Origin of the sequence: Salinibaculum sp. SYNS191, from assembly GCF_037338445.1 — an archaeon.
Taxonomy (GTDB): domain Archaea; phylum Halobacteriota; class Halobacteria; order Halobacteriales; family Haloarculaceae; genus Salinibaculum; species Salinibaculum marinum.
On sequence record NZ_CP147838.1, the window covers coordinates 623,133 to 648,337 of the forward strand.

Annotated in this window: 21 protein-coding genes; 12 read left to right on the forward strand and 9 right to left on the reverse strand. The window is 67.9% G+C overall.

What is annotated here, in order from left to right; translation table 11 throughout:
- Positions 1–49: 49 nt before the first annotated feature.
- Complete coding sequence (gltB, locus tag WDJ57_RS03345; RefSeq protein ID WP_338903909.1) at positions 50–4,606, reverse strand: glutamate synthase large subunit; 4,557 nt, start codon at positions 4,604–4,606, stop codon at positions 50–52.
- A gap of 375 nt (positions 4,607–4,981) precedes the next feature.
- Here gltB and fer point away from each other — a divergent pair, with 375 nt between their 5' ends.
- Positions 4,982–5,788 (forward strand): ferredoxin Fer, encoded by an 807-nt coding sequence (gene fer, locus WDJ57_RS21575; RefSeq protein ID WP_380630199.1) that lies wholly within the window; start codon positions 4,982–4,984, stop codon positions 5,786–5,788.
- Positions 5,789–5,824: 36 nt separating this feature from the next.
- Here the strand turns inward: fer and proS are convergent, their stop codons facing one another.
- Together proS and WDJ57_RS03360 are read right to left on the reverse strand one after the other, a co-directional pair.
- Positions 5,825–7,282, reverse strand: coding sequence for a proline--tRNA ligase (gene proS / locus WDJ57_RS03355; RefSeq protein ID WP_338903911.1), 1,458 nt, complete (start codon positions 7,280–7,282; stop codon positions 5,825–5,827).
- Positions 7,283–7,356: 74 nt separating this feature from the next.
- Entirely contained in the window at positions 7,357–7,839 is a 483-nt protein-coding gene (locus WDJ57_RS03360; RefSeq protein ID WP_338903913.1) for a hypothetical protein, read from the reverse strand.
- 314 nt (positions 7,840–8,153) lie between these two features.
- Here WDJ57_RS03360 and WDJ57_RS03365 point away from each other — a divergent pair, with 314 nt between their 5' ends.
- From WDJ57_RS03365 to WDJ57_RS03390, 6 genes are all read left to right on the forward strand, one after another.
- Positions 8,154–10,079: a beta-CASP ribonuclease aCPSF1 gene (locus WDJ57_RS03365; RefSeq protein ID WP_338903914.1), complete on the forward strand. Its 1,926-nt coding sequence runs from the start codon at positions 8,154–8,156 to the stop codon at positions 10,077–10,079.
- Between the two features lie 72 nt (positions 10,080–10,151).
- A complete protein-coding gene (locus WDJ57_RS03370; protein ID WP_338903915.1) occupies positions 10,152–11,048 on the forward strand; it encodes an NmrA family NAD(P)-binding protein in 897 nt (298 codons plus the stop codon).
- Positions 11,035–11,466 (forward strand): DUF6069 family protein, encoded by a 432-nt coding sequence (locus WDJ57_RS03375; protein WP_338903917.1) that lies wholly within the window; start codon positions 11,035–11,037, stop codon positions 11,464–11,466. The genes WDJ57_RS03370 and WDJ57_RS03375 overlap by 14 nt, the downstream gene beginning before the upstream one ends.
- Positions 11,467–11,597: 131 nt before the next feature.
- On the forward strand, positions 11,598–12,392 hold the full coding sequence (locus tag WDJ57_RS03380) for a ParA family protein (protein ID WP_338903919.1): 795 nt from the start codon (positions 11,598–11,600) through the stop codon (positions 12,390–12,392).
- Positions 12,389–12,796, forward strand: coding sequence for a hypothetical protein (locus tag WDJ57_RS03385; protein WP_338903920.1), 408 nt, complete (start codon positions 12,389–12,391; stop codon positions 12,794–12,796). The genes WDJ57_RS03380 and WDJ57_RS03385 overlap by 4 nt, the downstream gene beginning before the upstream one ends.
- A 16-nt stretch (positions 12,797–12,812) precedes the next feature.
- Positions 12,813–14,627, forward strand: a complete 1,815-nt coding sequence (locus tag WDJ57_RS03390) for a histidine kinase N-terminal 7TM domain-containing protein (protein WP_338903922.1) — start codon at positions 12,813–12,815, stop codon at positions 14,625–14,627.
- A gap of 27 nt (positions 14,628–14,654) precedes the next feature.
- On the opposite strand, the gene WDJ57_RS03395 is transcribed toward WDJ57_RS03390, so the two are convergent.
- Positions 14,655–15,596, reverse strand: a complete 942-nt coding sequence (locus WDJ57_RS03395; RefSeq protein WP_338903924.1) for a UbiA family prenyltransferase — start codon at positions 15,594–15,596, stop codon at positions 14,655–14,657.
- Positions 15,597–15,933: 337 nt separating this feature from the next.
- Here WDJ57_RS03395 and WDJ57_RS03400 point away from each other — a divergent pair, with 337 nt between their 5' ends.
- Entirely contained in the window at positions 15,934–16,350 is a 417-nt protein-coding gene (locus tag WDJ57_RS03400; protein WP_338903926.1) for a disulfide bond formation protein B, read from the forward strand.
- A 1-nt stretch (position 16,351) separates the two neighbouring features.
- Here WDJ57_RS03400 and WDJ57_RS03405 read toward each other — a convergent pair whose 3' ends face one another.
- On the reverse strand, positions 16,352–17,182 hold the full coding sequence (locus WDJ57_RS03405; protein WP_380630200.1) for an endonuclease III domain-containing protein: 831 nt from the start codon (positions 17,180–17,182) through the stop codon (positions 16,352–16,354).
- Positions 17,183–17,287: 105 nt separating this feature from the next.
- On the opposite strand from WDJ57_RS03405, the gene WDJ57_RS03410 reads away from it, so the two are divergent.
- The 3 genes from WDJ57_RS03410 (at position 17,288) to WDJ57_RS03420 (ending at position 19,736) form a co-directional block, all read left to right on the forward strand.
- Positions 17,288–17,836 carry a DUF1684 domain-containing protein gene (locus tag WDJ57_RS03410; RefSeq protein WP_338903928.1) on the forward strand — a complete coding sequence of 183 codons (549 nt, stop codon included), beginning with the start codon at positions 17,288–17,290 and terminating at the stop codon, positions 17,834–17,836.
- Between the two features lie 202 nt (positions 17,837–18,038).
- Positions 18,039–18,656 carry a serine O-acetyltransferase gene (gene cysE, locus WDJ57_RS03415; RefSeq protein WP_338903930.1) on the forward strand — a complete coding sequence of 206 codons (618 nt, stop codon included), beginning with the start codon at positions 18,039–18,041 and terminating at the stop codon, positions 18,654–18,656.
- Positions 18,657–18,764: 108 nt separating this feature from the next.
- Entirely contained in the window at positions 18,765–19,736 is a 972-nt protein-coding gene (locus WDJ57_RS03420; protein ID WP_338903932.1) for a polymer-forming cytoskeletal protein, read from the forward strand.
- A 3-nt stretch (positions 19,737–19,739) separates the two neighbouring features.
- Here WDJ57_RS03420 and WDJ57_RS03425 read toward each other — a convergent pair whose 3' ends face one another.
- Entirely contained in the window at positions 19,740–21,206 is a 1,467-nt protein-coding gene (locus WDJ57_RS03425) for a hypothetical protein (protein ID WP_338903934.1), read from the reverse strand.
- Positions 21,207–21,289: 83 nt separating this feature from the next.
- Here WDJ57_RS03425 and WDJ57_RS03430 point away from each other — a divergent pair, with 83 nt between their 5' ends.
- Positions 21,290–22,471 (forward strand): redox-regulated ATPase YchF, encoded by a 1,182-nt coding sequence (locus WDJ57_RS03430; RefSeq protein ID WP_338903936.1) that lies wholly within the window; start codon positions 21,290–21,292, stop codon positions 22,469–22,471.
- Between the two features lie 28 nt (positions 22,472–22,499).
- Here WDJ57_RS03430 and WDJ57_RS03435 read toward each other — a convergent pair whose 3' ends face one another.
- The 3 genes from WDJ57_RS03435 to WDJ57_RS03445 form a co-directional block, all read right to left on the reverse strand.
- On the reverse strand, positions 22,500–22,958 hold the full coding sequence (locus tag WDJ57_RS03435; RefSeq protein WP_338903938.1) for a DUF7313 family protein: 459 nt from the start codon (positions 22,956–22,958) through the stop codon (positions 22,500–22,502).
- 24 nt (positions 22,959–22,982) lie between these two features.
- On the reverse strand, positions 22,983–23,762 hold the full coding sequence (locus WDJ57_RS03440; RefSeq protein WP_338903940.1) for an ATP-NAD kinase: 780 nt from the start codon (positions 23,760–23,762) through the stop codon (positions 22,983–22,985).
- 62 nt (positions 23,763–23,824) lie between these two features.
- Complete coding sequence (locus WDJ57_RS03445) at positions 23,825–25,141, reverse strand: M28 family peptidase (RefSeq protein WP_338903942.1); 1,317 nt, start codon at positions 25,139–25,141, stop codon at positions 23,825–23,827.
- Positions 25,142–25,205 lie beyond the last annotated feature (64 nt).

Consider the following 25,205-nt stretch of genomic DNA (forward strand, 5'->3'; position numbering starts at 1 on the left):
GCACCCACCTCGGACGGGAGTCGGATAAAAGCAGAGAAGCGACGCGGCGTCAGTCGTCGGCGCGCGAGCGGACCGCGTCACCGGCCGTGGCGACGGCGTCGGCGGCCGGCGGGAGTTCGTTGCGCACGTCGTCGCGCTCGCGTTCCTCGATGACCTCCGCGTACGCGTCGGGCATCACCTTCGTGAAGTTCTCCAGTTCGTCGTCCCACTCGTCCAGCAGTTCCCGGGCGCGGTCGGAACCGGTGTAGGCGGCGTGGTTCTCCACGAGGCGCGTAATCATGTCGCGGTCCTTCTGTTCGAGGCTGCCCATGAGCGTGACCATGCCCGTGTTGGCGCGGTCCTCGAAGGTGTCGTCGGGGTCGTAGACGTAGGCGACGCCGCCGGACATCCCGGCCGCGAAGTTCTTGCCCGTGTCGCCGAGCACGACGATGGAGCCGCCTGTCATGTACTCGCAGCCGTGGTCGCCGACGCCCTCGACGACGCCCTTGACGCCGGAGTTGCGAACGCCGAAGCGTTCGCCGGCCATCCCGTTGATGTAGGCCTCGCCCTGGGTCGCGCCGTAGAGGGCGACGTTGCCGATGAGGATGTTCTCGCTGGCCTCGTAGGTGGCCTCCTCCGGCGTCCGGATGAGGAGTTTCCCGCCCGAGAGTCCCTTGCCGACGTAGTCGTTGGCGCTGCCGACGAGGTCCATGGTCACGCCGTCCTGCAGGAAGGCACCGAAGGACTGGCCAGCAGTGCCGTCGAAGCGGATGGTCAGGGTGTCGTCGGGCAGCCCCTCGACGCCGTACTTCCGCGAGATGCGGCTGGACAGCGTCGCGCCGACCGCGCGGTCGACGTTGTCGATGTCCACGTCGAGCGTGACGGGGTCGCCGTTCTCGACGGCCGCCTCCGCCTGCTCCAGGAGGTCCCAGTCGAGTTGCTCGTCCACGTCGTGGGTCTGTGGCTGGGTCTTGTAGCGGTCGACGCCCTCCGGGGCCTTCGGGTCGGCCAGGACCGCCGAGAGGTCGAGTTTCTTCGCCTTCTCCTGCTCGACGTCGTCGCGCTGGCGCAGCGCGTCCACGCGGCCGATCATCTCGTCGACCGTCTCGAAGCCGAGTTCGGCCATTATCTCGCGCAGTTCCTGCGCGATGAACGTCATGTAGTTGATGACGTGCTCCGGCTGACCGGGGAAGCGGTCGCGCAGTTTCTCGTTTTGCGTCGCGACGCCGACCGGACAGGTGTTCTCGTGGCACTGGCGGGCCATCACACAGCCCGAGGTGACCATCGAGGCGGTCCCGAAGGCGTAGCCCTCGGCGCCGAGCAGCGCGGCGACGGCCACGTCTTTGCCGGTCTTCAGGCCGCCGTCGGTCGTCACCTTGATGCGGTCGCGCAGGCCCGTCGCGCGGAGCATCTGGTTGGCCTCGGAGACGCCCAGTTCCCAGGGCAGGCCGGCGTTCTTGATGCTGGTCTTCGGCGACGCGCCGGTCCCGCCGGAGTCACCCGAGATGTGGACCTTGTCGGCGTTGGCCTTGGCGACGCCGGCGGCGACGGTGCCGATGCCGGCCTCGGCGACGAGTTTGACGTTGATGTCGGCCTCCGGGTTCGAGGCCTTCAGGTCGTGGATGAGCTGTTTCAGGTCCTCGATGGAGTAGATGTCGTGCAGCGGCGGCGGCGAGATGAGACCGACGCCCGGCGTCGCGTAGCGGACGTGGGCGATCATCTCGTTGACCTTCTTGCCGGGCAGGTGGCCGCCCTCGCCTGGCTTGGAACCCTGAGCCATCTTGATCTGCAGTTCCTCGGCCTCGGAGAGGTACGTCGAGGTGACGCCGAAGCGGCCGGAGGCGACTTGCTTGGTCTTGCACTCTTTCTCGGTGTTGAACCGCTCTGGCGGTTCGCCGCCCTCGCCGGTGTTGGCGTGTGCGCCGAGGCGGTTCATCGCGATGGCGTTGTTCTCGTGCATCTCCGGCGACAGCGAGCCGAGACTCATCGCGGCCGTCTCGAAGCGCGGCACGATGTCCTCGATGGATTCGACGTCCTCGATGGGGATGGAGTCGCGGTCGTCGGCGTCGAACTCCAGAAGTCCCCGGAGCGTGTGGAGGTTCTCGTTCTGGTCGTTGACGAGTTCGGCGAACTCCTGGTACTGCTCGTAGTCGCCCATGCGGACCGCCTGCTGGAGTTTCCCGACCGTGTTGGGGTTCCAGGAGTGGTAGATGCCACCGGAGCGGTTCTCGTACTCGCCGACGCGCTCCATCTGTGGCTCCTCCTCGGCCCAGGCGACCGTGTGGCGCTTCTCCAGGTCGTCCTCTATCTCCGCGATGCCGATACCCTGCGTGCGGTTCTCCGTCCCCTCGAAGTACTCTGCGACGAAGTCCGAGGAGAGGCCGACGGCCTCGAAAATCTGTGCGCCCTGGTAGCTCTCGACGGTCGAGATGCCCATCTTGGACATCGTCTTCAGCAGGCCGTCCTCGACGGCGTTGATGTACGCGTCGATGGCGGTTTCCAGGTTCGCGCCGTCCGGCCCGGTCACGAGGTCCTCGATGGTCTGGTAGGCGAGGTAGGGGTTGATCGCGCCCGCGCCGTAGCCGATGAGCGTCGCGAAGTGGTGGACAGCGCGCGGGTCACCGGACTCCAGGACGAGGCCGACGTGGTTGCGCAGGCCGTTGCGGACGAGGTGGTGGTGGACGCCGCCGACCGCGAGCAGGCTCGGAATCGGGACCTCGCCGGGCCCGGCGCTGCGGTCGGAGAGGACGAGGATGTCGTGCTCTTTCGCCGCCCGGTCCGTTTCCTCCCGGACCGACTCGACGGCCGACTCCAGGTCCTCCTCGTCGGGGTCGTAGGTGATGTCCACCGTCGCCGCCGACATCCCGTTCTCGGTCATCGACTTGATGTCGGCCATCTCCTGGTCCGTCAGGATTGGCGAGTCGAGCACGAGTTGCCGGGCGTGCTCCGGCGTCTCGTCCAGCAGGTTGCGCTGGTGGCCCAGCCGCGACTCCAGCGACGTCACCAGTTCCTCGCGGATGTAGTCCAGCGGCGGGTTCGTGACCTGTGCGAACAGTTGTTTGAAGTAGGTAAACAGCGGGCGGTTGAACTGCGAGAGCACCGACAGGGGCGTGTCGTCGCCCATCGAGCCGACGGGGTCCTTGCCCTTCTCGGCCATCGGTTCGAGCAGGTGGTCCACCTCGTCGAAGGTGTACCCGTACATCGCCTGATGCGAGCGCAGGTGGTCGACGGGTGCCTGTGGCCGGTTGTCGTCGTCCGAGGAGATGTCGCCCATGCCGACCTGCTCCTGGTCGACCCACTCGCCGTACTTGTCGTCGATGAGGTCCTCGAACACCTCCTCGTCGGGGACGACGCGTCCCTCTTCGGGGTCGGCGAGGAAACACTGACCGGGCTGGAGGCGGCCGCGCTCCTCGATTTCGCTCTCGTCGTAGTCGACCGCGCCGGCCTCCGAGGACATCACCAGCGTGTTGTCCTTCAGGATGTCGTACCGGCAGGGGCGCAGTCCGTTGCGGTCGAGCACCGCACCGACGCGCTCGCCGTCCGTCGCCGCGACGAGTGCCGGGCCGTCCCACGGCTCGACGAGGGAGGCGTGGTAATCGTAGAAGTCCTTGCGGTCGCCGTCGACGTGGTTCTCCTCCTTGCGCCAGGCCTCAGGGATGAGCGTCCGGAGCGCGTGGGGCAGGTCGCGGCCGCCCTGAATGAGCAGTTCGAGCGCGTTGTCGACGCTGGCGGTGTCGGACTGCTCGGGGTCGTCGATGATGGGTTTGATTTTGTCTATGTCGTCACCGAAGGCCTCGTGAGCGATGTCCGTCTCGCGGGCCCGCATCCAGTTGATGTTGCCCTGGATGGTGTTGAACTCGCCGTTGTGGATGATGTTGCGGTAGGGGTGGGCGAGGTGCCACGCGCCGAGCGTGTTCGTCGAGAAGCGGGCGTGGACGAGGACGAACGTCGAGACCATCCGGTCGTCGCGCAGTTCGGGGTAGTACTCGGGGACCTGTTCGGCGAGCAGGAGACCCTTGTAGACGACCGTGTCCTTGTCCAGCGAGACGATGTAGAAGCGCTCGCTGCCCGGGGGCTGTTCGTCCTCGACGCGGTTCTCGACGACGCGGCGGCCGACGTAGAGTTGCCGGTCGAAGTCCTTGCCGGTCTTGTCCTCCGTCGAGGTGACGAAGACCTGCTGGACGTCGGGTTCGGAGTCCAGTGCAGTCTGTCCGAGCGAGGAGTTATCGGTGGGGACCGACCGCCACGCGATGACCTCCAGGCCCTCCGCGGCCAGTTCCTCCTCGACGAGTGCCTTCAGGTCGGCCTTCGCCTCGTCGTCCTGCGGGAGAAAGAGCGAGCCGACGGCGTACTCGCCGGGGTCCGGCAGGTCGGCGTCGACCTCGTCGGCGAAGAACTCGTGGGGAATCTGCAGCATGATGCCCGCGCCGTCGCCGGTGTTCTCCTCTGCGCCTGTCGTCCCGCGATGTTCCATGCAGGCGACCAGGTCGAGGCCGTCCTCGACGACCTGGTTCTTTTGACCGCCGTCGAGGTTCATCACCACTCCTACACCACAGTTCGAGCGTTCGTCCGTCGGGTCTGCGAGCCCGGCTTCGCTCGCAGAGTCCGTGTCCTGTCGCGTAACCATGTACCGCGTGACATGGACTGGAACCATATGAGGCTACCCCTGAAAGCATCGGAGTGTCTTAAACGCAAATAATGGAATATTAGGACGGTAATGTCAATATCCACACGCGCACGTACGGCCACGGAACCGCCGCCTGTCAATCCCGACTGAGTCGCCCGGCCACACTCGGCTTTACCGAGGAGAATCCCGGTGTTGAGGCCGCTCTCCCGGGGGTGAATCCCGCCGTAGAGGCCGCACGCGCTGGCGTGCACCGGCGACGACTCTCACCCGGCCGACGAGGCGGGGTCGTAAACATGAATAATAATTGTGTAGGACAATCCCCACGTTCTGGGAACTTCCTGCGGCGTTTAGCACGCTGCTAGAGAATTGGTACCTATGAACAGTCTCGAAGGCGTCGACACGGGGGACCTGCACGACTGGCTGGACCACGTCGAGGGGAAGGAGTCGGCCCGGTGGCTGATGCTGGCGATCGCGCACAAGCAGGGCGTCGAGATAGACGACCTGGCCGACTGGTACGACATGGAGGCGGGGGACATCCGCGAGTGGTTCGGCGAACTGGCGACCGGACCGCTGGTGACGGCGATTGCGGAGAAAGAGGGGGTAGACATCGACGCACTCGCCGACCAGTACGGCCTGTCCGCGGAGACGATTCGGGACTGGTTCACGGAACTGGAGTCCGAACCGGCCGAGGAGGCCATCGACGTCATCGCACGGTACAACCAGCAGCGGAACGTGCCGGTCTTCCGCCAGACCGAGTCGCAGGTCTACTACCTCGACTACGGCGTCCTGGCCGCGGAGGGGTGGTCCGTGACCGACAACGACCTCTTCGAGAAGGCCTCGAAGGCGGACCTCGACCCCGACCAGTACGGGCGCATCGTCGTCAAGCCCGGCGAGACGATTCTGGAGGCCGCCGAGAACCGCGGGTTCGAGTGGCCCTACGCCTGCCGGGCCGGTGCGTGTGCCAACTGCGCGGTGCTGGTCAAGGAGGGCGACATCGCGATGCCCGGCAACAACGTCCTCAGCGACGAGCAGGTCAACGTGATGAACGCACGGCTGACCTGCGTCGGCGTCCCGGTCACCGAGGAGGTCAAACTCATCAAGGACGTCCAGCAACTCGAACAGTTCAGCGACCTCCGCCTGCCGTCGCCGCTCGGTGAATCGGGCGGGGCGGCGCGCCTTTAGAAAGAGAATCGCGCGAGCGGAGTGAGCGCGGTCCGGTCAGTAGCTCTTCGCGAAGTAGGCCGTCTCCTCGGCCTCGTCGCCGCAGATTGCGCACTCGTCGTGAATCGGCTCCTCGTCGCGGTCCAGGGGCACCATCACGATTTCCGCGGCGATGGCCTCCTTGATGGGGTCCTCACAGTCCTCGTCGCCACACCAGCCACACTTGACGTAGCCGCCGTGCTGGCCGATGGTCCCGAGAATCTCCTCGCGGCTCTCGGCCTCCCGAATCTCGCCCTCCAGCGTCTCCTCGGCGCTGGCGTAGAGTTTCGCGTAGACGGTGTCGAGGTGCTCCCGAGCCGTCTCGGCGATGCCCGCGCGGTCGGCCGTCTCGCTCTCGCCGTCGGGACGGTGGACCAGCGTGACCTCCCCGTCCTCGACCTCGTGGGGGCCGATTTCGATGCGCAGCGGGACGCCCTTGAGTTCCCACTCGTTGTACTTGAAGCCGGGATTGCGGTTCTCCCGGTCGTCGAGGTGGACCCGCACGCCCGCCGCGTCCAGGTCCTCGGCGACCTCCTCGGCGTACCCGACGACCTCCTCCTTGTTCTCCTCCTGCCAGATGGGGACGATGACGACCTGCTTGGGCGCGAGCGCGGGCGGCAGCACGAGTCCCTGGTCGTCGGAGTGGGTCATGATGAGCGCGCCCATCGCCCGCCAGGACAGGCCCCAGGACGTGGTGTGGGCCACCTGCTCGTCCTCGTTCTCGTCGACGTAGGTGATGTCAAAGGCCTCCGCGAAGGAGGTGCCCAGGTAGTGCGAGGTGGCGGCCTGGACGGACTTGCCGTCGGGCATCAGCGTCTCGACGGTGGTCGTCGTGTGCGCACCGGGGAACTTGTCGTGGGGCGGCTTCCGGCCCTTCAGCGGGGGCATCGCCATGACCTCCTCGTAGAGCCGGGCGTACTGGTCGAGCCGCGTCATCGTCTCCTCGAAGGCGTCTTCCTCGTCGTGGTGGGCGGTGTGACCCTCCTGCCAGAGGAACTCCTTGGTGCGGAAGAACGGCTTGGTCTCGGTGGCCTCCCAGCGGACGACAGAGCACCACTGGTTCAGGCGCAGCGGGAGGTCACGGTGCGAGCGCGTCCACTGGGCCATGAAGGGCGCGATGATGGACTCGCTAGTCGGTCGGACGGCCAGGCGCTCTTCGAGTTCCTCGTAGCCGCCGTGGGTGACCCAGGCGACCTCGGGGTCGAACCCTTCGACGATGTCCTTCTCGCGTTCCAGGAAGCTCTCGGGGATGAACAGCGGGAAGTAGGCGTTCTGGACGCCGGTGTCCTTGAACCAGCCGTCGAGGTGGTTCTGGATGCGCTCCCAGATGGCGTACCCGCGGGGGCGGGTGACGATGAACCCGCCCATGGGGGCGTAGTCGGCGAGGCCGGCCTTCTGGACGAGTTCGGCGTACCACTCGCCCGTCGCGTGCTCCTTGGACTCGGTGATGCCGAGTTCCTGCTCGCTGTCGCTCATACACACACGTGACCGACGCCGAGTATAAACGCGCTGTCTTTCCGCCGAGCGGGCACGTCAGCGACGGCGGTGGCTCACTCGACCGCGAACGGACTGTCCCCCTCCGTCCAGTCCCAGCCCGGCAACCGGGTCTGGACCCCCGCAGCCAGCGCCGCGTCGAGGTCGTCCGCACCGGCCGCCGCGTCCGCGTCGCCGTGGGTGTGGACGTCTGCGTAGTGGAAGGTGGCCTCCCCGAGCAACCGGAGCGGTTGCTGGCCGGCGAGCATCGCCGCGAGTTCGCGGCCGAGGAGTTCGTCGACGACGAAGCCCGGGTAGTCACCCTCGACGTCGAGCGACCGCAGGAGCGCGACCAGCGCCGCCACGTTGACCGCGAGGTCGCCGTCGGCGAACACCTCGTCGACGGCCGCGACGTACTGCGCGCCGGTTATCGGGTCCACCTCGGTGTCGAAGGCCTCGCCGAGGTCGGCGCGGACGCCGTTGACGAGCGGGACCACCACGTCCTCGCGGTCCCGGACCCACTCCCACTGGTCGCGGACGGTCGCCGGTGTGAGTTGCATACCGCTTCTGGGACCCGTGGCGGCTTGATTCTTGGTGCCGGCGAGCCAGCCCGCAGACCGGGCGAAGGACAGTCCCGGAACTGGCGAGCAGCGGTGGGATGACACGTTTGCGAAGGCTTTTATAATCGCCGTGGTCTACGATGGATTAGAGGTCGGTTTTCCGGGCGCTACCTGTTGTCCGGAGTTACGCCCCGAACTCGGGGTCGTTCAACACTAACAATGACTTATCCGACTGTAGACTGCGAACCTGGTCAGGTGCCGCACCAGCAGGGTGCGCGCCGACCGAGACGGCAGACGATTCACATTCTTCAGCTATGAGTACGGTAGACAAGCGGTTAGAGGAGATGAGAGAAAAGATTACGAACGAGGTCCCCAGCGACATCACCATCACGGAGGTGACCTACGAGGGGCCGGAGCTTGTTGTCTACACGCGCAACCCCAAGCGGTTCGCCCAGAACGGCGACCTCATCCGGCAACTCGCCTCGCAACTGCGCAAGCGCATCACCGTCCGCCCGGACCCCTCCGTCCTGGCGCGGCCGGACGATGCGCGCGACGACATCATGCGGGTCATCCCCGAGGAGGCGGGCGTGACGGACCTGGACTTCCACCCCGACACCGGCGAAGTCGTCATCGAGGCCCAGAAGCCCGGCATGGTCATCGGCCGCCACGGCTCGACACTCCGGGAAATTACCCAGGAGGTCGGCTGGACGCCGGAGGTCGTCCGCACCCCGCCGATCGAGTCAGCGACGGTCAAGAACGTCCGCAACTTCCTGAAACAGGAGCGCGACGAGCGCCGGGACATCCTCGAACGCATCGGCCGGCAGATACACCGCGAGGAGATGTCCGACGACGAGTACGTCCGCATCTCGACGCTCGGCTGTTGCCGGGAGGTCGGGCGGGCGGCCTTCATCCTCTCGACGCCCGAGACGCGCATCCTCATCGACTGCGGCGACAAGCCGGGCGCCGAGGACGAGGTCCCCTACCTCCAGGTGCCCGAAGCGCTGGGGGCGGGCGCGAGCAACCTCGACGCCGTCGTGTTGACCCACGCCCACCTCGACCACTCCGCGCTGATTCCGCTGCTGTACAAGTACGGCTACGACGGCCCCATCTACACGACGGAGCCGACGCGTGACCTGATGGGACTGCTCCAGCTGGACTACCTCGACGTGGCCGCGAAGGAAGGGCGCGCCCCGCCGTACGACTCCGAGATGGTCCGCGAGGCGATCAAGCACACCATCCCGCTGGAGTACGGCGACGTGACCGACATCGCGCCGGACATCAAACTCACCATGCACAACGCGGGCCACATCCTCGGCTCGGCGGTCACCCACTTCCACATCGGCGACGGGCTCTACAACGTCGCCTTCTCCGGAGACATCCACTACGAGGACACCCGCCTGTTCAACGGCGCGGTCAACGACTTCCCGCGCGTCGAGACGCTCGTGCTGGAGTCGACCTACGGCGGTCGCAACGACTACCAGACCGACCAGGAAGACTCCGAGCGAAAGCTCAAACACGTCATCAACAACACCCTCGACCGCGGCGGGAAGGTGCTCGTGCCCGCCTTCGCAGTCGGCCGGTCCCAGGAGATAATGCTCGTCCTGGAGGAGGCGATGCGCAACGGCGAGATTCCCGAGGTGCCGGTCCACCTCGACGGGATGATATGGGAGGCGACGGCCATCCACTCGACGTATCCCGAGTACCTCCGCGACGAGGTCCGTGACCGCATCTTCCACGAGGACGAGAACCCCTTCCTGGCCGACCAGTTCAACCACATCGACGGCGGCGAGGAGGAGCGCCAGGACGTCGCCGACGGCGGCCCCTGCATCATCCTCTCGACGTCAGGGATGATGGAGGGCGGCCCCATCCTCTCGTGGCTCGAACACATCGGCGGCGAACCCGACTCGACGCTGACCTTCGTCGGCTACCAGGCCCAGGGGACGCTCGGTCGCCGCATCCAGAACGGCTGGGACGAGATTCCCATCGGCAACGGCAACGGCCGCGGCCGCGGCGACACCCTGAAGCTGAAGATGGACGTCGAAGTCGTCGACGGCTTCTCCGGCCACGCCGACCGGCAGGGCCTGGAGAATTTCGTCCGGACGATGAACCCCCGCCCCGAGAAGGTCCTCTGTGTCCACGGCGACGAGTCATCCACGCAGGACCTCTCCTCCGCGCTCTACCACGAGTTCAACATGCGGACCTTCGCGCCGAAGAACCTCGAAACGTTCCGCTTCGTCTAGCTACCACACCCGGTAGCGACTTCCACCCCCCGGACGGGACCCTATATCTCCGTGGCGAGCGTATAGTTGCGTATGAACGCGTCCCCAGAGCCGACAGTCCTTGTTACCGGCGCGACCGGAACCGTCGGCGAGTTCGTCGTCGAGGAGTTGGGCCAGCGGGAGTGCACCGTCCGGGCGCTGAGCCGTGACCCGCCGGCCGACGACGAGCACGCCGTGGCGTTCGACTTCACGAAACCGGAGACGTGGGGCCGGGCGTTCGAGGGTGGAGACACCCTGTTCGTGGTCAGGCCACCCGACATCACCCGGGTCGGAAGCACCGTCAACTCCGCTATCGACGCGGCCATCCGCAGCGGCGTCCACCACGTCGTCGTCCTGTCGGTGCTGGGCGCGGAGCGGAACCCGCTGTTGCCCCACCGGCGCATCGAGCGCCACGTCGCCGACGCCGACTGCACCTACACCTTCCTCCGCGCGTCGTTCTTCATGCAGAACTTCGACGAGGTCCACGCCGCGGACATCCGGGAGCGCGACGAACTGTTCGTCCCCGCGGGAGACGGCACGACGAGTTTCGTCGACGCCCGCGACGTGGCCGCGGTGGCCGCCGAGGCGCTGACCGAGCACGGCCACGTCAACCGTGCCTACGACCTGACCGGGCCGGAAGCGCTGGACTACCACGAGGTCGCGGCCGTCTTCTCCGACGTCCTCGGCCGCGATATCTCCTACCGGCAGCCGGGTGCGCTGGCCTTCGGCCGCCGGAAACTCGACGCGGGCGAGCAGCCGGGGTTCGTCCTCGTGATGCTGGGCATCTACACCACCGCCCGGCTCGGCCTGGCCGGCCGGGTCAGCGACGACGTGTCCTGGATACTCGGCCGGGACCCGCGACCGCTCGCCGAGTACGTCGCGGACTACCGGGCGGCGTTCACGCCAGCGACCGGGGAACCGGCGACGGAGGTGGCGCATGTCCAGCACTGACGGGCTGACGCTGACGCTTCGCGGCGGCGCTGCGGCGCTGCTCGCCGTCGTCGTCAACTCCGTCCTGGTGGCGGCGGCACAGGCCACCGGCATCGCCCCCGACCTGCGGGCGCTGTCGTACCCGCCGGTCGTCTTCCTGACCGTCGTGGGCGTCGCCGGCGCGACGGTCGTCTACTGGCTGCTCGCCCGTCGCGGCGGGGCCGTCGACCGGACCTTCGTGCGAGTCGCCGTGGTGGTGCTCGTCCTCTCGTTCGTCCCCGACGTCGCCCTGCTGTTCGCCGACGAGACGGCGACGGTGCCGGGCGTCCTCGTGTTGATGGTGATGCACGTCGTGGCCGCCGCCGCGAGCATCCGCCTCCTGACCCAGGGCGGACTCTCGGCAGAGGACCCGACCGGCCCGACGGCCGGAGACCTCTGAAAGGGGGACTCCCCGCGAGGCGACACCGGTCGATAGCCAGCAGAAGTTGCGGTTTGGCTCGAAACACTGAAGTTCGTCGGACGGATGTCTGACGTGGTAATAAATATCTGTTCGTAGTTTGTTTGGTTTGTATGCCAGAACCAGCTAAACTGGCAGTCAGCAACCAGAAGGGTGGTGTGGGCAAGACTGCCGTCGCCATCAATGTGGCTGGCGCACTCAATCAGCGGGGGCACGACGTTCTCTTTGTCGACCTGGACCCGCAGGGGAACGCGACGGAGAACCTGGGTATGCGGTCGGTCTACGACAAGGACCCCCCGTCGCTGTTCGACGTGCTGAGCGACCCGAACCAGCGCGACCGCATCTCCGAACTCGTGCTCGAACACCAGGAGATGGACCTCTTGCCCTCGAACATCGACATGACTGCCGTCGAACCGGAGCTGACGCTCTCGCGTCGCTCCGGCCAACAGCTGGCTCTCACCCTCGAATACGTCGAGGACGACTACGACTACGTCATCATCGACTGCCCACCCTTCCTCGGTAACCTCATGGACAACGCCCTCTACGCCGCCCAGAACACCCTCATCCCGGCGCTCGCGGAGACGACGAGCAAGCGGGCCTTCGAACTCCTCTTCGACCACATCGACGCCCTCAACAAGGACTACGGCATCCAGATACGGGAGTGTGGCGTCGTCGTCAACCGCATCGACGTCCGGAAGCGACAGGCCCAGGAGATGATAACCTGGATAGAGGACGCCTTCGACGACACGCCAGTCTGGAAGGTCCGCGAGCGGGCGTCGCTCCAGCGCGCACTCACGAACGGCGCGTCCCTGTTCGTCGAGGAACCCGACTCCGACCAGATACCCGTCTTCGAGGACATCGGGAAGAACCTCGACAGGCAGTTCCTCCGCCGGGAGGCCAAGCCATGACGGACAACCGCTCCGAACGACTCCGACAGCGGCGCAAGCAGTCGACCGAGCGCATCGAACGCGAGCAGACGCGCGAGGCGGAGTTTGAGGCGGCGGCGTCTGCCCAGCCGTCCAACCCGCCCGAACCGTCGCAAACAGACGGCGGCGCCGAGGCCGACGACGGAGGCCACGAGACGGTGTCGGTCAAGGAGGAGCAGATAGGGACGTACATGTACCTCCCGGAGTCCCAGACGAAGGAACTGCGGCGGCTGTACAACGTGTTGAAGGCGGAGTACGAGTTCGAGTTCGAGGAGGAGTTCGAGAAGAACAGGCACTTCTATCCGCTGGTCGTCCAGCACGGGCTGGACCGACTCGAAGGGATGGACGCCGCCGAGATACGAACCCACCTGGAAGACGTGGTGTAACCCCGGAGGGACGACCATGATTCTGGGGGGACTCTCCGCGCTGACCGCCATGAAGATGGCGCTCGTGGCGACCATCGGGATAGGCGTCTCCGGCGGGTTGCTCGCCTGGCGGGAGCGCCCGGAGCCAGGAGCGGTCCCGCTGGCCGTGTTGCTGGCCTGTCAGGTCTGGTGGTCGGCGACGCTGTTCTTCCAGATGGACGCGACGGGCCTCGCGGCGAAGATATTCTGGGTCGACGTCTCCTGGCTCGGCATCGCATTCCTGCCCGTCGCGTGGCTGCTGTTCTCGCTCGACTACACCGGGTACAGCCAGTACGTCCAGCCGAAGTACATCGCTCTCGTGTCGCTGGTGCCGGTGGTCAGCGCGCTGCTGGGCGTGACCAACGACTACCACAACCTCTTCTACGTCGGCTCGACGCTCGTCGAGCGCGAGGGGACGGCGATGCTGAGCCGGTCGCCAGGAATCTGGTTCTGGGTGCTGGCCGGGTACACCTACCTCGTCGGACTCCTGGGCGTGATTCCGATACTCCAGTTCGTGACGAGCGAAATCAACAGCTTCCGGGGACAGAGCCTGGCGATTCTCGTCGGGTCGCTCATCCCCTGGGTGACCAACGCCCTGTTCCTGCTCGACGCGCTCCCGACCGCCCACGTCGACCCGACGCCCGTCGCCTTCTCGCTCTGTGGCATCGCGTATCTCGGTGCACTGACGCGCTTTCAGCTGTTCGGGACGAGTCCGGCACCGATTCGACCCGCCCGCCGGTCGGTCTTCGACCGGATGCAGGAGGGTGCCATCGTCCTCGACCGGCACGGCCACATCGTCACGATGAACCACCAGGCTGCGGCGGCCCTGGACGCCGACCCGGAGGACATCCTGGGTCGTCCGGTCGAGCAGGTCACGCCACAGCTGTACGCGGAACTCGGCGGGCAGTCCGAGTCGGGCCAGACCGTCTTCCGGCCCGAGAGCGGCAAGGGGTCACGGGGCTACGACGTCTCCGTGAGTCAGCTCACGGACACGCACGGCCGGATGACCGGGCAGATCGTGACCCTCCACGACATCACCGACCACCTCCGACAGCAGCAGCGCCTCGAAGTTCTCAATCGGGTCTTCCGGCACAACATCCGGACGAACACGCAGGTCATCGTCGGCAACGCCGAGTACCTCGCGGACCACAACAGCGAGAGCAAGGCACAGACGGTCCAGGAGAACGCCATGGAGATAGAGGAGATAAGCGAGGAGATACGGACGGTGCTCGACATCTTCGAGCAGGGCCGCAAGGAGACACAGCCCGTCCGCCTGAACAACATCCTCCGCAACTCCATCGGGAAGGTCAGGCAGCGACATCCCGACGTCACCGTCGAATGCGAACTGCTGTCCCGGGACATCTACGTCGACAGCATCCTCGACGACGTGTTCTCGAACCTCATCGCGAACGCAGCCGAACACAACACGAGCGAGGACCCGACGGTGTGGGTCGAGGTAGCGCACCGGGGCGGCCGCGTCGAGGTTGTAGTGCGGGACAACGGACCGGGAATCGACGAGGAGGAACTGGCACTCATCGAGGAGGGCACCGAGACGCCGCTGAAACACGGCTCCGGGTTCGGACTCGCGGTCATCGTCTGGGGCACCGAGGCGGCCGGGGGCGACGTCACCTTCGAGGACGCCGAGCCCAGCGGACTGCGTGTCACCGTCGACGTCCCGACGCTCTCACGCACCGGGGCGCCGTCGACGACGGCCGCCTCGCTCGGGCTTGACGGCGACCCACAGGCTGAACCGGTCGAGACGGTGTCGACTGTGTCCTGGAACATGTACGAGGACGACCACACCGAATCGTAGGTCGTCCGGTGTCCCGCGGCGGGACGCTTAGCCCACCAGCGGGGGAAGAACGAGGATTGCGAACGCGGGCAGGCGAGTGCACTCGGCAGCGATGGCGAGGCGCTGGTCGTCGTCCGCGCGGCCGAGGCGTGAGACCACGGCGAGCAGCGCGAGGAGGCCGACCGAGAGCGCCACCGTCGCCGTCGTCGTCAGGTAGTCACCGGCAGCCGCCGCCGTGACCACGGCCCCGGCGAGCAGCGTCACCCCGTAGAGCGCCCACCGGGTCCGTTTGATACCGAAGACGACGGGCATCGTCGCGACGTCGCTCTGTCTGTCGCTCTCGACGTCGCCGACGTTCGCTATCTCCGTGTTCACGAACGTCGCCAGGAACAGGTACACCAGCACCACCCCGACGGTGGTCGTGACGGGAGCGTCGCCGAAGGCGAGCGGAACGAAGACGACCGGCAGCGACCACGCCGCGGCGACCAGCGCCGAGTTGACGACCAGAATCTCCTTCAGCCGCGCGAAGTGGAGGCGACCGGTGGGCACCCAGTCGACGGCGTACAGAACCCAGACCGCGCCCGGGAACACCGCGAGCGCGAACGCCACCGGTCCACCCAGTGCCGAGATGGCGACGGCGAAACCGTAGGCGACAGCGGCGAGTGTGTACATCGTCCGGCCGTGGCGACGGACGAAGGCAGCGCGTCTCGGGTTCGACGCGGCGTCGGTGTCCACGTCGACGAGCCGGTCGTTCGCGTAGATGGCGAAGGTCACCAGTCCACCCACCACCGGTGCGGGACTGAGCGGGAGCGAGAGCAGGGTACCAACCAGGAGTACCTCCGCTGTGGCGACGAGGGCGAGATACGCGGAGCTGTAGACCAGCGGTCGCCACAGCCACGCGCTGTAGGTGTGGAGCCACCTGAGTACGCCGCTGTTCGCTGAGCCCGTTCGGTTCCCTACGTTCGACCAGTTCTGAGGTTTAGACGCCATGTCTGTGTGTTCGCTTGTCTCCGTGGTCCGCTCCCACCCCGGCGCCACCGCTCAGCGCGGGTGTCTCGGGGGGAGCCCGACTCCCCCTGCCCTGTACCGCCGCCATTTTTTGTACGACTCACGTGTTCGAGCAAACGTCATACAAGTATTTAAATTCCGATAATTTTGGTATTATTTTTATATCAGATAGCTAAAAACGAGTAAATCGCTCCGAACGGGTTTGGCCGTCCAAACTGTCGGCGCCAGGTCGTCCGAGCACGTGTTGTTTCAGGTCGGCCCGAGACACCACCGCTGGGCCTCGGAACGCTTAATGGGGACGGAGCCGCCAAACTCGACCGTGTCCCGCCCCGCTGGCCCCCGCGACAGGTGGCTGCTCGCCGGCGCGGCCGTCGTCGCCCTCGTCGCGACGGCCGGCAGCCTGTTCCTGAGCGAGGTGTGGGGGCTGTACCCCTGTGACCTCTGCTGGTACCAGCGCATCCTGATGTACCCGCTCGTCGTCGTGCTGGGCGTCGCCGCCTACGAGACGCGTCCCCGCGTCTACCGGACGGTGCTTCCGCTGTCGGGCGTGGGGCTCGCGGTGTCCACGTACCACTCCTGGCTCCAGGCGACCAGCGACGGGTCCTGCGGGTTCGGCGGTGGCTGTGCCGCCATCCAGTATCGGCTGGAGCCGCTGGGGCTGACAGTACCCAACCTCGCGCTGGTGGCGTTCGCACTCGTCACCGCGGCCGGGGTCGTGCTCTGGCGGCGGGCCTGAGCTACTCTGCCGTTGCTTCTGCCGGGTCCACGACTTCGCCGGAATCGGGAAAGACGCCGACCTGGTCGCACAGGCCCGCCAGCGGGCAGGCCTCGGGGTCGTCCAGACAGGCCGGCTTCCGGGCAGTGCAGTAGTCCCGGCCGAACTGTATCATCGCCGTGTGTCCGAAGCCGCACTTCTCCGGCGGGACGTCCCGCTCCAGGGCCTCGCGGACGGCCTCGTGGTCGGCGTCGGCGGGAGCAAGGCCCATCCGGCGCGCGATACGGTGGACGTGCGTGTCGACGGGGAAGACGCCGGGGCGACCGCCGGCAAAGAGCAGGACACAGTCGGCGGTCTTCGGCCCCACGCCGTCGATACCGAGCAGCGTCTCCCTGACCGCCGCCGGGTCGCCGTCGCGGACGAACGCGTCGAAGTCGTCGGCGGAGCCGTAGTCGTCGAGGACCCACGCCGCGGCGCCGATTATCTTCTCCGCCTTCTGGTTGTAGAGTCCGGCGGACCTGATGGTCTCGGCGAGTTCCGCGTGGTCGGCGTCAGCGAGAGCCGCCGCGAGGTCGCCCCCGTCGCCGTAGCGGTCCATCAGGGACTCGTGAGCGGGTTGGCTGGCCGAGTCGGAGGTGTTCTGGCTCAGGATGGTGCGGACGAGACACTCGAAGCCGTCGCGGTTGCCGAAGGTCGTCTCCCAGTAGGCGGCGTCGCCGTCCGTCTCGATGGTCGCGCCGTCGCCCTCCGGGAACAGCATGAAGTCGTCGGGGTCGAGGTCGTTGTGGTACAGCAGTCCGAGCGCGTCCACGACGGCCTCGGCGCGCGTCGCGGCCTCCAGTTCCTGCTCCATACCGGGGCCTGGGACCGGACCGTCAAAAGCGCGCCGCCCACGCGGGTTCGTATCGGTGACGGGCGAAGGCGCTGGACTCAAGCGGTCGGGCGCTGAAACAGGGATATGACCGACGAGACGGAGGGCTGGGCCGACCAGCTTCGGGCGAACCGCGCGGAGAAGGACCGCTTTCTCGCCGAGCACCGGCAGTCGCCGATTCCGCCGGACGACCGCGACGACTTCGACGGACTGGACTACTTCGACCCGGACCCGACCTACCGCGTCGAGGCGAGGGTCGCCGTCTACGACGACCCAGACCTGGTGGAGATGGAGACGAGCGACGGCCGGACCGTCCAGTACCGCCGCGTCGTCGCCTTCGAGTTCGACGTCGACGGCGAGGAGTACACTCTCCAGGGCTACCGTCAGGAACACGACGACTCCGACGGCGTCTTCGTCCCGTTCCGGGACAAGACGACGGGCCAGCAGACCTACGAGGGCGGCCGGTACATGGAACTGGAACCCGACCGCGCGCTGGCGGACGGCGACGAGGTGACCATCGACTTCAACCTGGCGTACTCCCCGTTCTGTGCGTTCAGCGAGACCTTCTCCTGCCCGCTCCCGCCGGCGGAGAACTGGCTGGAGACGACCGTCGAGGCCGGCGAGAAGGACTATTGACGCCCCGCAGGATTTATTCTCGCGACCGCACAAGGGGTACTATGGCACTGGGACGCGTCGGCACGGCGCCACAGCCCGTCCGCCAGCCGCTGCTGTCCGCGTTCCCCGCGTGTCGCTGTTGACTCGTTCTGTCGCCAGACGGCTCCCAGTCGGCTGGCCCCCCGTCCGGATTGTCCCACGAACACCCCAGCGCAACGTAGTCATGCTCGACACACTCACAGACACGGTCAGAACAGTACTCCAGCACGTCCGCGAGGACGTCCGCACAGCACGAGAGAAAGACCCCGCCGCCCGCAGTACCTGGGCCACGCTGACCTATCCCGGCCTCCACGCCGTGTGGCTCCACCGCGTCGAACACGCGCTCTGGGAACGCGGCCACCAGTTCACGGCCCGGACGCTCTCGCACGCGACCCGCTTCCTGACGGGCGTCGAGATACACCCGGCGGGCGACATCGGCCGGCGCGTGTTCGTCGACCACGGGATGGGGACGGTCATCGGCGAGACGGCCGACGTCGGGGACGACGTCCACATGTTCCACGGCGTCACGCTCGGGGGGAACGACCCCCGTCCGGTCGAGCGCCACCCGACGGTCGAGGACGGGGCCACGCTCGGCGCGAACAGCACGCTCGTCGGCGACATCACGGTCGGCGAGGACGCGACGGTCGGTGCCGGTGCCGTCGTCACCGACGACGTGCCGCCCGGGATGACGGTAGCGGGCAACCCGGCCCGCATCGTCGGCGGCCCCGAACAGGTGGCCCGGACCGACGGCCCCAGCGCAGACGAGGACGACGAAACCCGCCGGACGAGCGTCTGTTGCTGAGCCGACGCCGGCCGAGACAGGGCACAGCCGGCACCCCGTCGTGCGTGCGTCAGACGCCCGTCAGACGGAGCCTCGGGCTTTAAGACCGTCGAATTCCCTTGTTACAGTGTGCCGTCGTTTCGCTCAGATCCCCTCGACGAACTCGTCATCCCCGACGAGACGCACGTCGAGGAACACGACCTGGTGACGGAGGGTGACGTCATCGTGGGCGGGCAGAGTACGGTGGAGTTCGGGGTCCGCGGCAACAACGTCATGGCGGGCGAACGCGTCCGCTTCGGGGGCCACATCGAGGCGGAGGGCGACTGTCGGCTGGACATGTGGTGTCGCGTCGGCGGGAACGTCCTCGTCGGCGAGAACGCCTATCTCGGGGAGCGCGTCCAGGTCGACGGCGAACTGAAGGTCGCCGGGGACCTCGACATCGGCGACGACGTCGACATCGAGGACGGCTTCGAGGCCAACGGCTGGATCGTCATCCGGAACCCGATGCCGACCATCGTCTTCCTGTTCGTCTACCTCTCGCAGTTGTTGCGCATCGGCGAGGAGGAGGCCGCCGAGGAGATGCTCTCGGAGATGATGGACGAGGACGACCGGGAGCACGAACCCGCGCTCGTCCCGCGGGGGGCCCGCGTCAGCGACGACGCATGGCGCGTCTCCACCCCGGCCCGCATCGGCAACGGCTGTCGGCTCCACGGCAACATCCGCGCGGAGTCGCTGGTCGTCGGCCGCGACACCGAGATATTCGGCAGCCTCCGCGCGAAGGAGGGGGTCACGGTCGGTGCCGGGACGCAGGTGACCGGGAACGTGACTACGCGCGGTGGAACGGTCCGCATCGGGCCGAACGCCGACATCCGCGGCGACGTCTCCGGCGACCACGTGGAGATCCACCAGCAGGCCGACATCGAGGGCGCGATTCGCGCCCGCGACGAGACCACGATGGTCAACGAACCGGTCCTCGACGACTCGGTCGTCGACTCCGTCGACACGGACACGGACTCGACCGGCGAAAGCGACGCGGACGGGGGAGAGACCGACGAGTCGGCGACGTCGGACGACGAGCAGGCGGCCGAGCGGGCGGACTGATTCTCACCGGCGGAGCCGACCGATGACGGCTGTCACCGCGCCCAGCACGGTGTACCACATCAGGACGAAGACGAGCGCTACCGGCGGGAACGTCGACAGCAGCAGGTCGTAGGTCCCGAGCACCACCCACCCCTGCGCCGGGAGGAAATCGGCCGCAGGCGCGGTCAGCGTCACTGGTTCGCCGGCGACGACGTGGCGGTCTACCCACCCCGACAGCGACTCGCCGGCGACGGCCGAGACGGTCTCCTCGAACGCCGGGAGGGTCACGGTCCCGTCGATGGCGTTCAGCCGCCGGATGACGTCGAGCAGCGTCCGCTCGCCGCCGGTCGCCTCGCGGATGCGCTGGTCCAGCGCCGCCAGCGTGACCGCGCCGCGGTAGTAGTGGTTCGGCGTCGTCGTCGCCGAGAACTGGCGGTTCCACTCCGCGCGGTCGTCGAAGGCGTACAGCTGAACCACGTACTCGGCCGTGGAGATGCGACCGGTCTCGGCCTGTAGCCGGTACATGTAGTAGGAGGGGACCGCCTCCGTCAGCCAGCGCAGGCGCGGCGCGTAGCTGTTTCGCTGGCGGGTGTGGACGTACTCGTGGGTGGCGATAGTCGCCGGGGAGGCGGTCCCCGACGGGTTCACCGTCATGAAGTCACCGACGGTGTAGCCGCCGACGCCGGTGTGCAGCGGCGTCACGAGCACCGTGACTGCCTCCGAGCGGTGTCCGAGCGGGTAAGCCTCGCTCGTTACCGCGATGGCCTCGCCGATGGCCGTCGCCGTCCCGCGCTGGACGTCGCCCGGGTAGTGGATGGTGACCTCCTGGCAGCCGACGGCCCGCTCGACGGCCGAGAGCGACCCGACGTAGGCGATACCGCCGCGGAACTCGTCGCGGGGCACCAGCCCGTCCGGGCGGACGCTGTACTCGACCGGGGCGTGGGAGACGGCCGGAATTGGGGCGAGCGCCCAGTCCTCCCCGGCCGCGAACTGCGCGGAGGCGTCGAGGACGCCGCCGGAGCCGTTCGTGACGGCGTACCGGTAGGTTATCGAGGGGGCCGGGTCGCCAGTCCAGGTGTAGGTGTGGCCATCGGCGCGGAACCCGGTGGCGTCGAGGACGGTCGTCCGCGCGCCGGCGGTGCTCACGCTGAACGTCTCGCCGGCCGCGGCCAGCGCCCCGGCGTCGTAGGTCACGCGGACCCGCTGTGTCCCGGCCACGCGCTCGACTGTCGCGTTCAGCACCGGCCCGTCGGCTGTGGCGGCGGTGGGGTTCGTGCAGGCTGGCTCGGCGATTCGGTCGGGCCCGGCGGAACTGCCAGGGAGGGACGCTGCGGAGACGAGAGCGTAGGGGGCGAGCGTCAGCCCGACGGCCAGGGCGAGGAGGAGAAGGGTTCGAAGGACCCGCCGCCGCGTGGGTCGACGGCCGAGGACGGTCCGGCCGCTGCTCCGGTCGGGTTCGGGGTCGCCGCCGTCGCGCTCGCCCGCGGGCATCTACAGTCCACACCGGGGGCGCTGCGACCATATGACTGGCGGCAAGCAAAAGACGCTTGCCGGGGACCGCGGTAGAGAGGGGCATGCTCTCTATCGCGCTGGCCGGCAAGCCCAACGCCGGCAAGTCGACCTTCTACACCGCGGCGACGATGGCCGACGTCGAGGTCGGGAACTACCCTTTCACCACCATCGACGCCAACCGCGGCGTCAGCTACGCCCGGACGCGCTGTCCGTGCCTCGACCGCGACGAGCGCTGTGGCAACGACACCTGCCACGACGGGAAACGCTACGTCGCGGTGGAACTGCTCGACGTGGCCGGTCTCGTCCCCGGCGCTCACGAGGGGCGCGGGCTCGGCAACCAGTTCCTCGACGAACTCACCAACGCCGACGCCATCCTGCACGTGGTCGACGCCTCCGGCGGCACCGACGAGGAGGGACAGCCCGTCGACGTGGGGAGCCACGACCCGGTGGAGGACATCGACTTCATCGAGACGGAGATGGACCGCTGGCTGGCCGGCATCGTCGACCGCAACTGGGAGTCCATCGAGCGCCAGTCCCGCTCGCCCGACTTCGACATCGACGAGTCGCTGACGGAGATGCTGACCGGCATCGGGGCGACGGAACTGGACGTCGCGCGGGTCCTCCGCCGGGTCGAGTACCCTGGCGACCCCCGCGAGTGGACCGACGAGGACCGCCAGCGACTCGCGGCGGAGATTCGCACCGAGACCAAGCCCATCATCGTCGTCGCCAACAAGGCCGACATCGCCCCAGAGGAGAACATCGAGCGGTTGCGCGAGGCCGCCGAGGTGGTCATCCCGGCGACGGCGGACGGCGAACTGGCGCTCCGGCGGGCCGTCGAGGCGGGCGTGGTCGACTACGACCCTGGCGACCCCGACTTCGACATCGTCGGTGACGTCAGCGACTCGCAGGCCGAGGGCCTGGAGCGCATCCGCGACGTGATGACCGAGTGGGACGGGACCGGCGTTCAGGAGTCCCTGAACACGGTCGTCTACGACGTCCTCGACCAGATTACCGCGTACCCGGTCGAGAACGAGACCAGGTGGACCGACGGACAGGGGCGGATGCTCCCCGACGCGCATCTGCTTCCGAACGGGTCGACGCCGCGTGACCTCGCCTACGCCGTCCACTCGGACATCGGCGAGGGGTACCTCCACGCGGTCGACGCGCGCGAGCAGCGACGCGTCGCGGAGGACCACGAACTCGAAGAGGGCGACGTGATAAAAATCGTCAGTACCGCGACGTGACCGGAGAGTAAAAAGGGCGGTGCCGGCCTCAGATGACCGTGCTGACCGGCCCGGCGAGGAGGAAGAACAGCGCCTGGTAGCCGGCGTAGGCGAGCACGAGAACCGACGCGGCCAGCGAGCCCTTCGGGCGGTCCAGCGGGACGCCGCGGCGGGCCTCGGCCTTGCGCGCCTCGAACTCGAAGAAGTCGGTGATGACCAGCCCGACGACCAGCGCGCTCATGACCATCCCCGGGTGGTAGTCGACCGTCATGTAGTAGAAGGAGGCGAGCAGGAGCACGATGTTGAGGAGTTCGTGGGGCAGGAAGCGGGTCACCGCTTCCGCACTCTCCTCTGATTGGCTCACGTGTCGACCGTGTGCGAGACGCCGCGTGATGAAGTTCACCAGGATGAGTCCCAGAATGAGCGCCTCGACGACCAGGACGTCACCGATGCCGAGTTCCACGCCGAGCGCGGCATCGATCGGGCCGAAGATATTGACCTGTGGCATACTCCCGAGTCCGTCCTTCTGGCATTAGAGTTTTTCCAATTCCCGCCCCGGACCCGCAAACGGGGACTGTCCCTCCTGCAGACGGACGCACTCGACAGTACCGTCGGTGTCGACGGTGACCGGGTCGTCGACGGTGGCGACGCCGACGGAGCGGTCGTCCGCGAGGACGTCCACGCTCGCGTCGTCGCGTTCGACTGTCACGGAGACAGTCGACTCCGGGACCACCCAGTGGTCGAGCGTCGTCGCGAACGGAGCGACCGGGACGATAGCGAGGACGCCAGCCGACGGTGGAATCACCGGCGCACCGGCCGCGCGTGCGTAGCCTCGCGTGCCGGCCGGCGTCGCGACGACGAGGCCGTCCGCGCGAAAGCGGGCCACCCGCTCGTCGCCGGCGGTGACAGTGAACTCGGAGATGTGTGCCGGTTCGGACGTGACGGCCATCGCATCGTAGAGTGCCAGTGAGCCCCCGCCGGCGTCCGCGTCAACCGACAACAGCGGGTGACGCTCGGTCGTCCAGTCGCCGTCGACGAGTCGCCCGGCCGCCGCGTCGAGCCGTCCAGCGGGGACCGACCGGACGCCGGCACCGCCGTCGACCGGCAGGACCGGGACCGAGGGCCGGCGTCGAACGAGCGCGAGGAGTCCGGCCTCGCCGACGGCGACGACGGCGTCGGGGGCGGCGTCCAGGACCGTCGCCGGGTCGTCGACGACCGGCTGCGCACCGGCGGCGGTCAGGGCGGCGGCCGCGTCGCTCGCGTCGTCGCCGACCACGCCGACACGCATCGTCCCGTCCGCCTCGTCTGCCATACCGGGACTGTGACGAGGCAGGCAAAAAACCCTCCGCACCGCGGCGACATCCGCCGTCCGGCCTACTGATCGAACGGCCAGTCGCCGGTGACGCGCATCGCCTCGTCCTCGTGGGTCCGCTCCAGCGTCGCGGCCACCTCCTCCGTGTCCAGCCGCGGGACGGACCGGCCGGCCACCTCCGCGACGAGTTCCGCCACCAGTATCGCGCCCTCCCTGAGCGTGCGCGCTTCGAGTTTGTCGAGGGTGTCGGCGTGGGTGTGCCCCCAGCCGCGGCCGCTCTCGTCGGCCGACCCGGCGACCATGTAGCCGGGGACGCCGCGGGCGACGAAGGGCCAGTGGTCGCTGTGGGGGACGTGGTCCGGGCGCACGTCCATGGGATGGTCCAGGTCCGCGGCGACCGTCCGGGCCGCGTCGACCAGCGTGTCGCTCCCGTGTGCCGTCACTTCGAGCGTCCGGCCGCGACAGACGCCGTCGAGGTTGACGACGGTACGAACGGAGTCCGGGTCGACCGCCCCCGCGAGGTGGCCCGAGCCGAGCAGTCCGACCTCCTCGGCCCCGAACGTGACGAACTCGACGCGCGTCCCCAGGTCGGGCGCGTCGGGGTCGCGCTCGCGTGCGGCCAGTGCCCGTGCGACCTCGACGACCATCGCGGTCCCGGCCCCGTTGTCCATCGCCCCCTCGCTGATGTCGTGGCCGTCGACGTGGCTCGTCAGCAGGACGCGCTCGTCCGTCTCGGGCCCGAGTTCCGCGTGGACGTTCTGGCTGGTCGCGTCGTCGTTCTCGGCGTCGACGCTGACGGTGACTGGCTCGCCCTCGAACCGGCGAGCGAGTCGCGCGCCGACCTCCCGCGAGACGCCGACGGCCGGTATCTCGCCGACCGGCGACGCCTCGGTGCCGACACTGCCCGTGGGCGGGAGACAGCCGGGGACGTGATTGCTGAAGACGAAGGCGGCCGCGCCGGCCTGTACCGCGCGGTAGTACTTCTCGCGGCGGTGCATGAAGCGGTCGAACCACTCGGGGACGTCGCTGCGACAGAGGACCACCGCCCCGTCGAGGTCGGCCGCCTCGAAGTCCTCGGGCAGTCCGTAGCCGAGGTCGACCAGCGGCCCCTCGACGGACCCGCTGGGACTGCGGGGCAGCGCGATGCAGTCCTGTTCGGTCCCGTCGGCGTCGATGGAACTCGTCCCTCGCGTCCAGCCGTGGATGTCGAACTCCGCCAGGCGGGCGTCGCGGGCTCCGGCTTCGGACAGCGCGTCCCGCGTGGCCTCGGCGGCCGCACGCTCGCCGTCGCTGCCGGCCATCCGCGGCGCGATGTCGACCAGCCGTTCCAGGTGGGACCAGCCGGCGTCGCTCGTGAACGTCTCGCCAATCCAGTGCATGCGCCCACTCCGACCGGCGTGGCCTAATGGCTTCGGGGACGCCGCCCGCGCGAACTTCGGTGGA

Excerpts from the sequence above, each read along its gene's own strand:
- WDJ57_RS03410 (WP_338903928.1), top strand. The coding sequence starts at position 17,288 with ATGACCGACGAGACGGAGGGCTGGGCCGACCAGCTTCGGGCGAACCGC.
- WDJ57_RS03445 (WP_338903942.1), bottom strand. The coding sequence starts at position 25,141 with ATGCACTGGATTGGCGAGACGTTCACGAGCGACGCCGGCTGGTCCCAC.
- proS (WP_338903911.1), bottom strand. The coding sequence starts at position 7,282 with ATGAGCGACAGCGAGCAGGAACTCGGCATCACCGAGTCCAAGGAGCAC.
- WDJ57_RS03380 (WP_338903919.1), top strand. The coding sequence starts at position 11,598 with ATGCCAGAACCAGCTAAACTGGCAGTCAGCAACCAGAAGGGTGGTGTG.
- cysE (WP_338903930.1), top strand. The coding sequence starts at position 18,039 with ATGCTCGACACACTCACAGACACGGTCAGAACAGTACTCCAGCACGTC.
- gltB (WP_338903909.1), bottom strand. The coding sequence starts at position 4,606 with ATGGTTACGCGACAGGACACGGACTCTGCGAGCGAAGCCGGGCTCGCA.
- WDJ57_RS03430 (WP_338903936.1), top strand. The coding sequence starts at position 21,290 with ATGCTCTCTATCGCGCTGGCCGGCAAGCCCAACGCCGGCAAGTCGACC.
- WDJ57_RS03370 (WP_338903915.1), top strand. The coding sequence starts at position 10,152 with ATGAACGCGTCCCCAGAGCCGACAGTCCTTGTTACCGGCGCGACCGGA.
- WDJ57_RS03405 (WP_380630200.1), bottom strand. The coding sequence starts at position 17,182 with ATGGAGCAGGAACTGGAGGCCGCGACGCGCGCCGAGGCCGTCGTGGAC.
- WDJ57_RS03390 (WP_338903922.1), top strand. The coding sequence starts at position 12,813 with ATGATTCTGGGGGGACTCTCCGCGCTGACCGCCATGAAGATGGCGCTC.
- WDJ57_RS03435 (WP_338903938.1), bottom strand. The coding sequence starts at position 22,958 with ATGCCACAGGTCAATATCTTCGGCCCGATCGATGCCGCGCTCGGCGTG.
- WDJ57_RS03365 (WP_338903914.1), top strand. The coding sequence starts at position 8,154 with ATGAGTACGGTAGACAAGCGGTTAGAGGAGATGAGAGAAAAGATTACG.
- WDJ57_RS03375 (WP_338903917.1), top strand. The coding sequence starts at position 11,035 with ATGTCCAGCACTGACGGGCTGACGCTGACGCTTCGCGGCGGCGCTGCG.
- WDJ57_RS03385 (WP_338903920.1), top strand. The coding sequence starts at position 12,389 with ATGACGGACAACCGCTCCGAACGACTCCGACAGCGGCGCAAGCAGTCG.
- WDJ57_RS03395 (WP_338903924.1), bottom strand. The coding sequence starts at position 15,596 with ATGGCGTCTAAACCTCAGAACTGGTCGAACGTAGGGAACCGAACGGGC.
- WDJ57_RS03360 (WP_338903913.1), bottom strand. The coding sequence starts at position 7,839 with ATGCAACTCACACCGGCGACCGTCCGCGACCAGTGGGAGTGGGTCCGG.
- fer (WP_380630199.1), top strand. The coding sequence starts at position 4,982 with ATGAACAGTCTCGAAGGCGTCGACACGGGGGACCTGCACGACTGGCTG.
- WDJ57_RS03425 (WP_338903934.1), bottom strand. The coding sequence starts at position 21,206 with ATGCCCGCGGGCGAGCGCGACGGCGGCGACCCCGAACCCGACCGGAGC.
- WDJ57_RS03440 (WP_338903940.1), bottom strand. The coding sequence starts at position 23,762 with ATGGCAGACGAGGCGGACGGGACGATGCGTGTCGGCGTGGTCGGCGAC.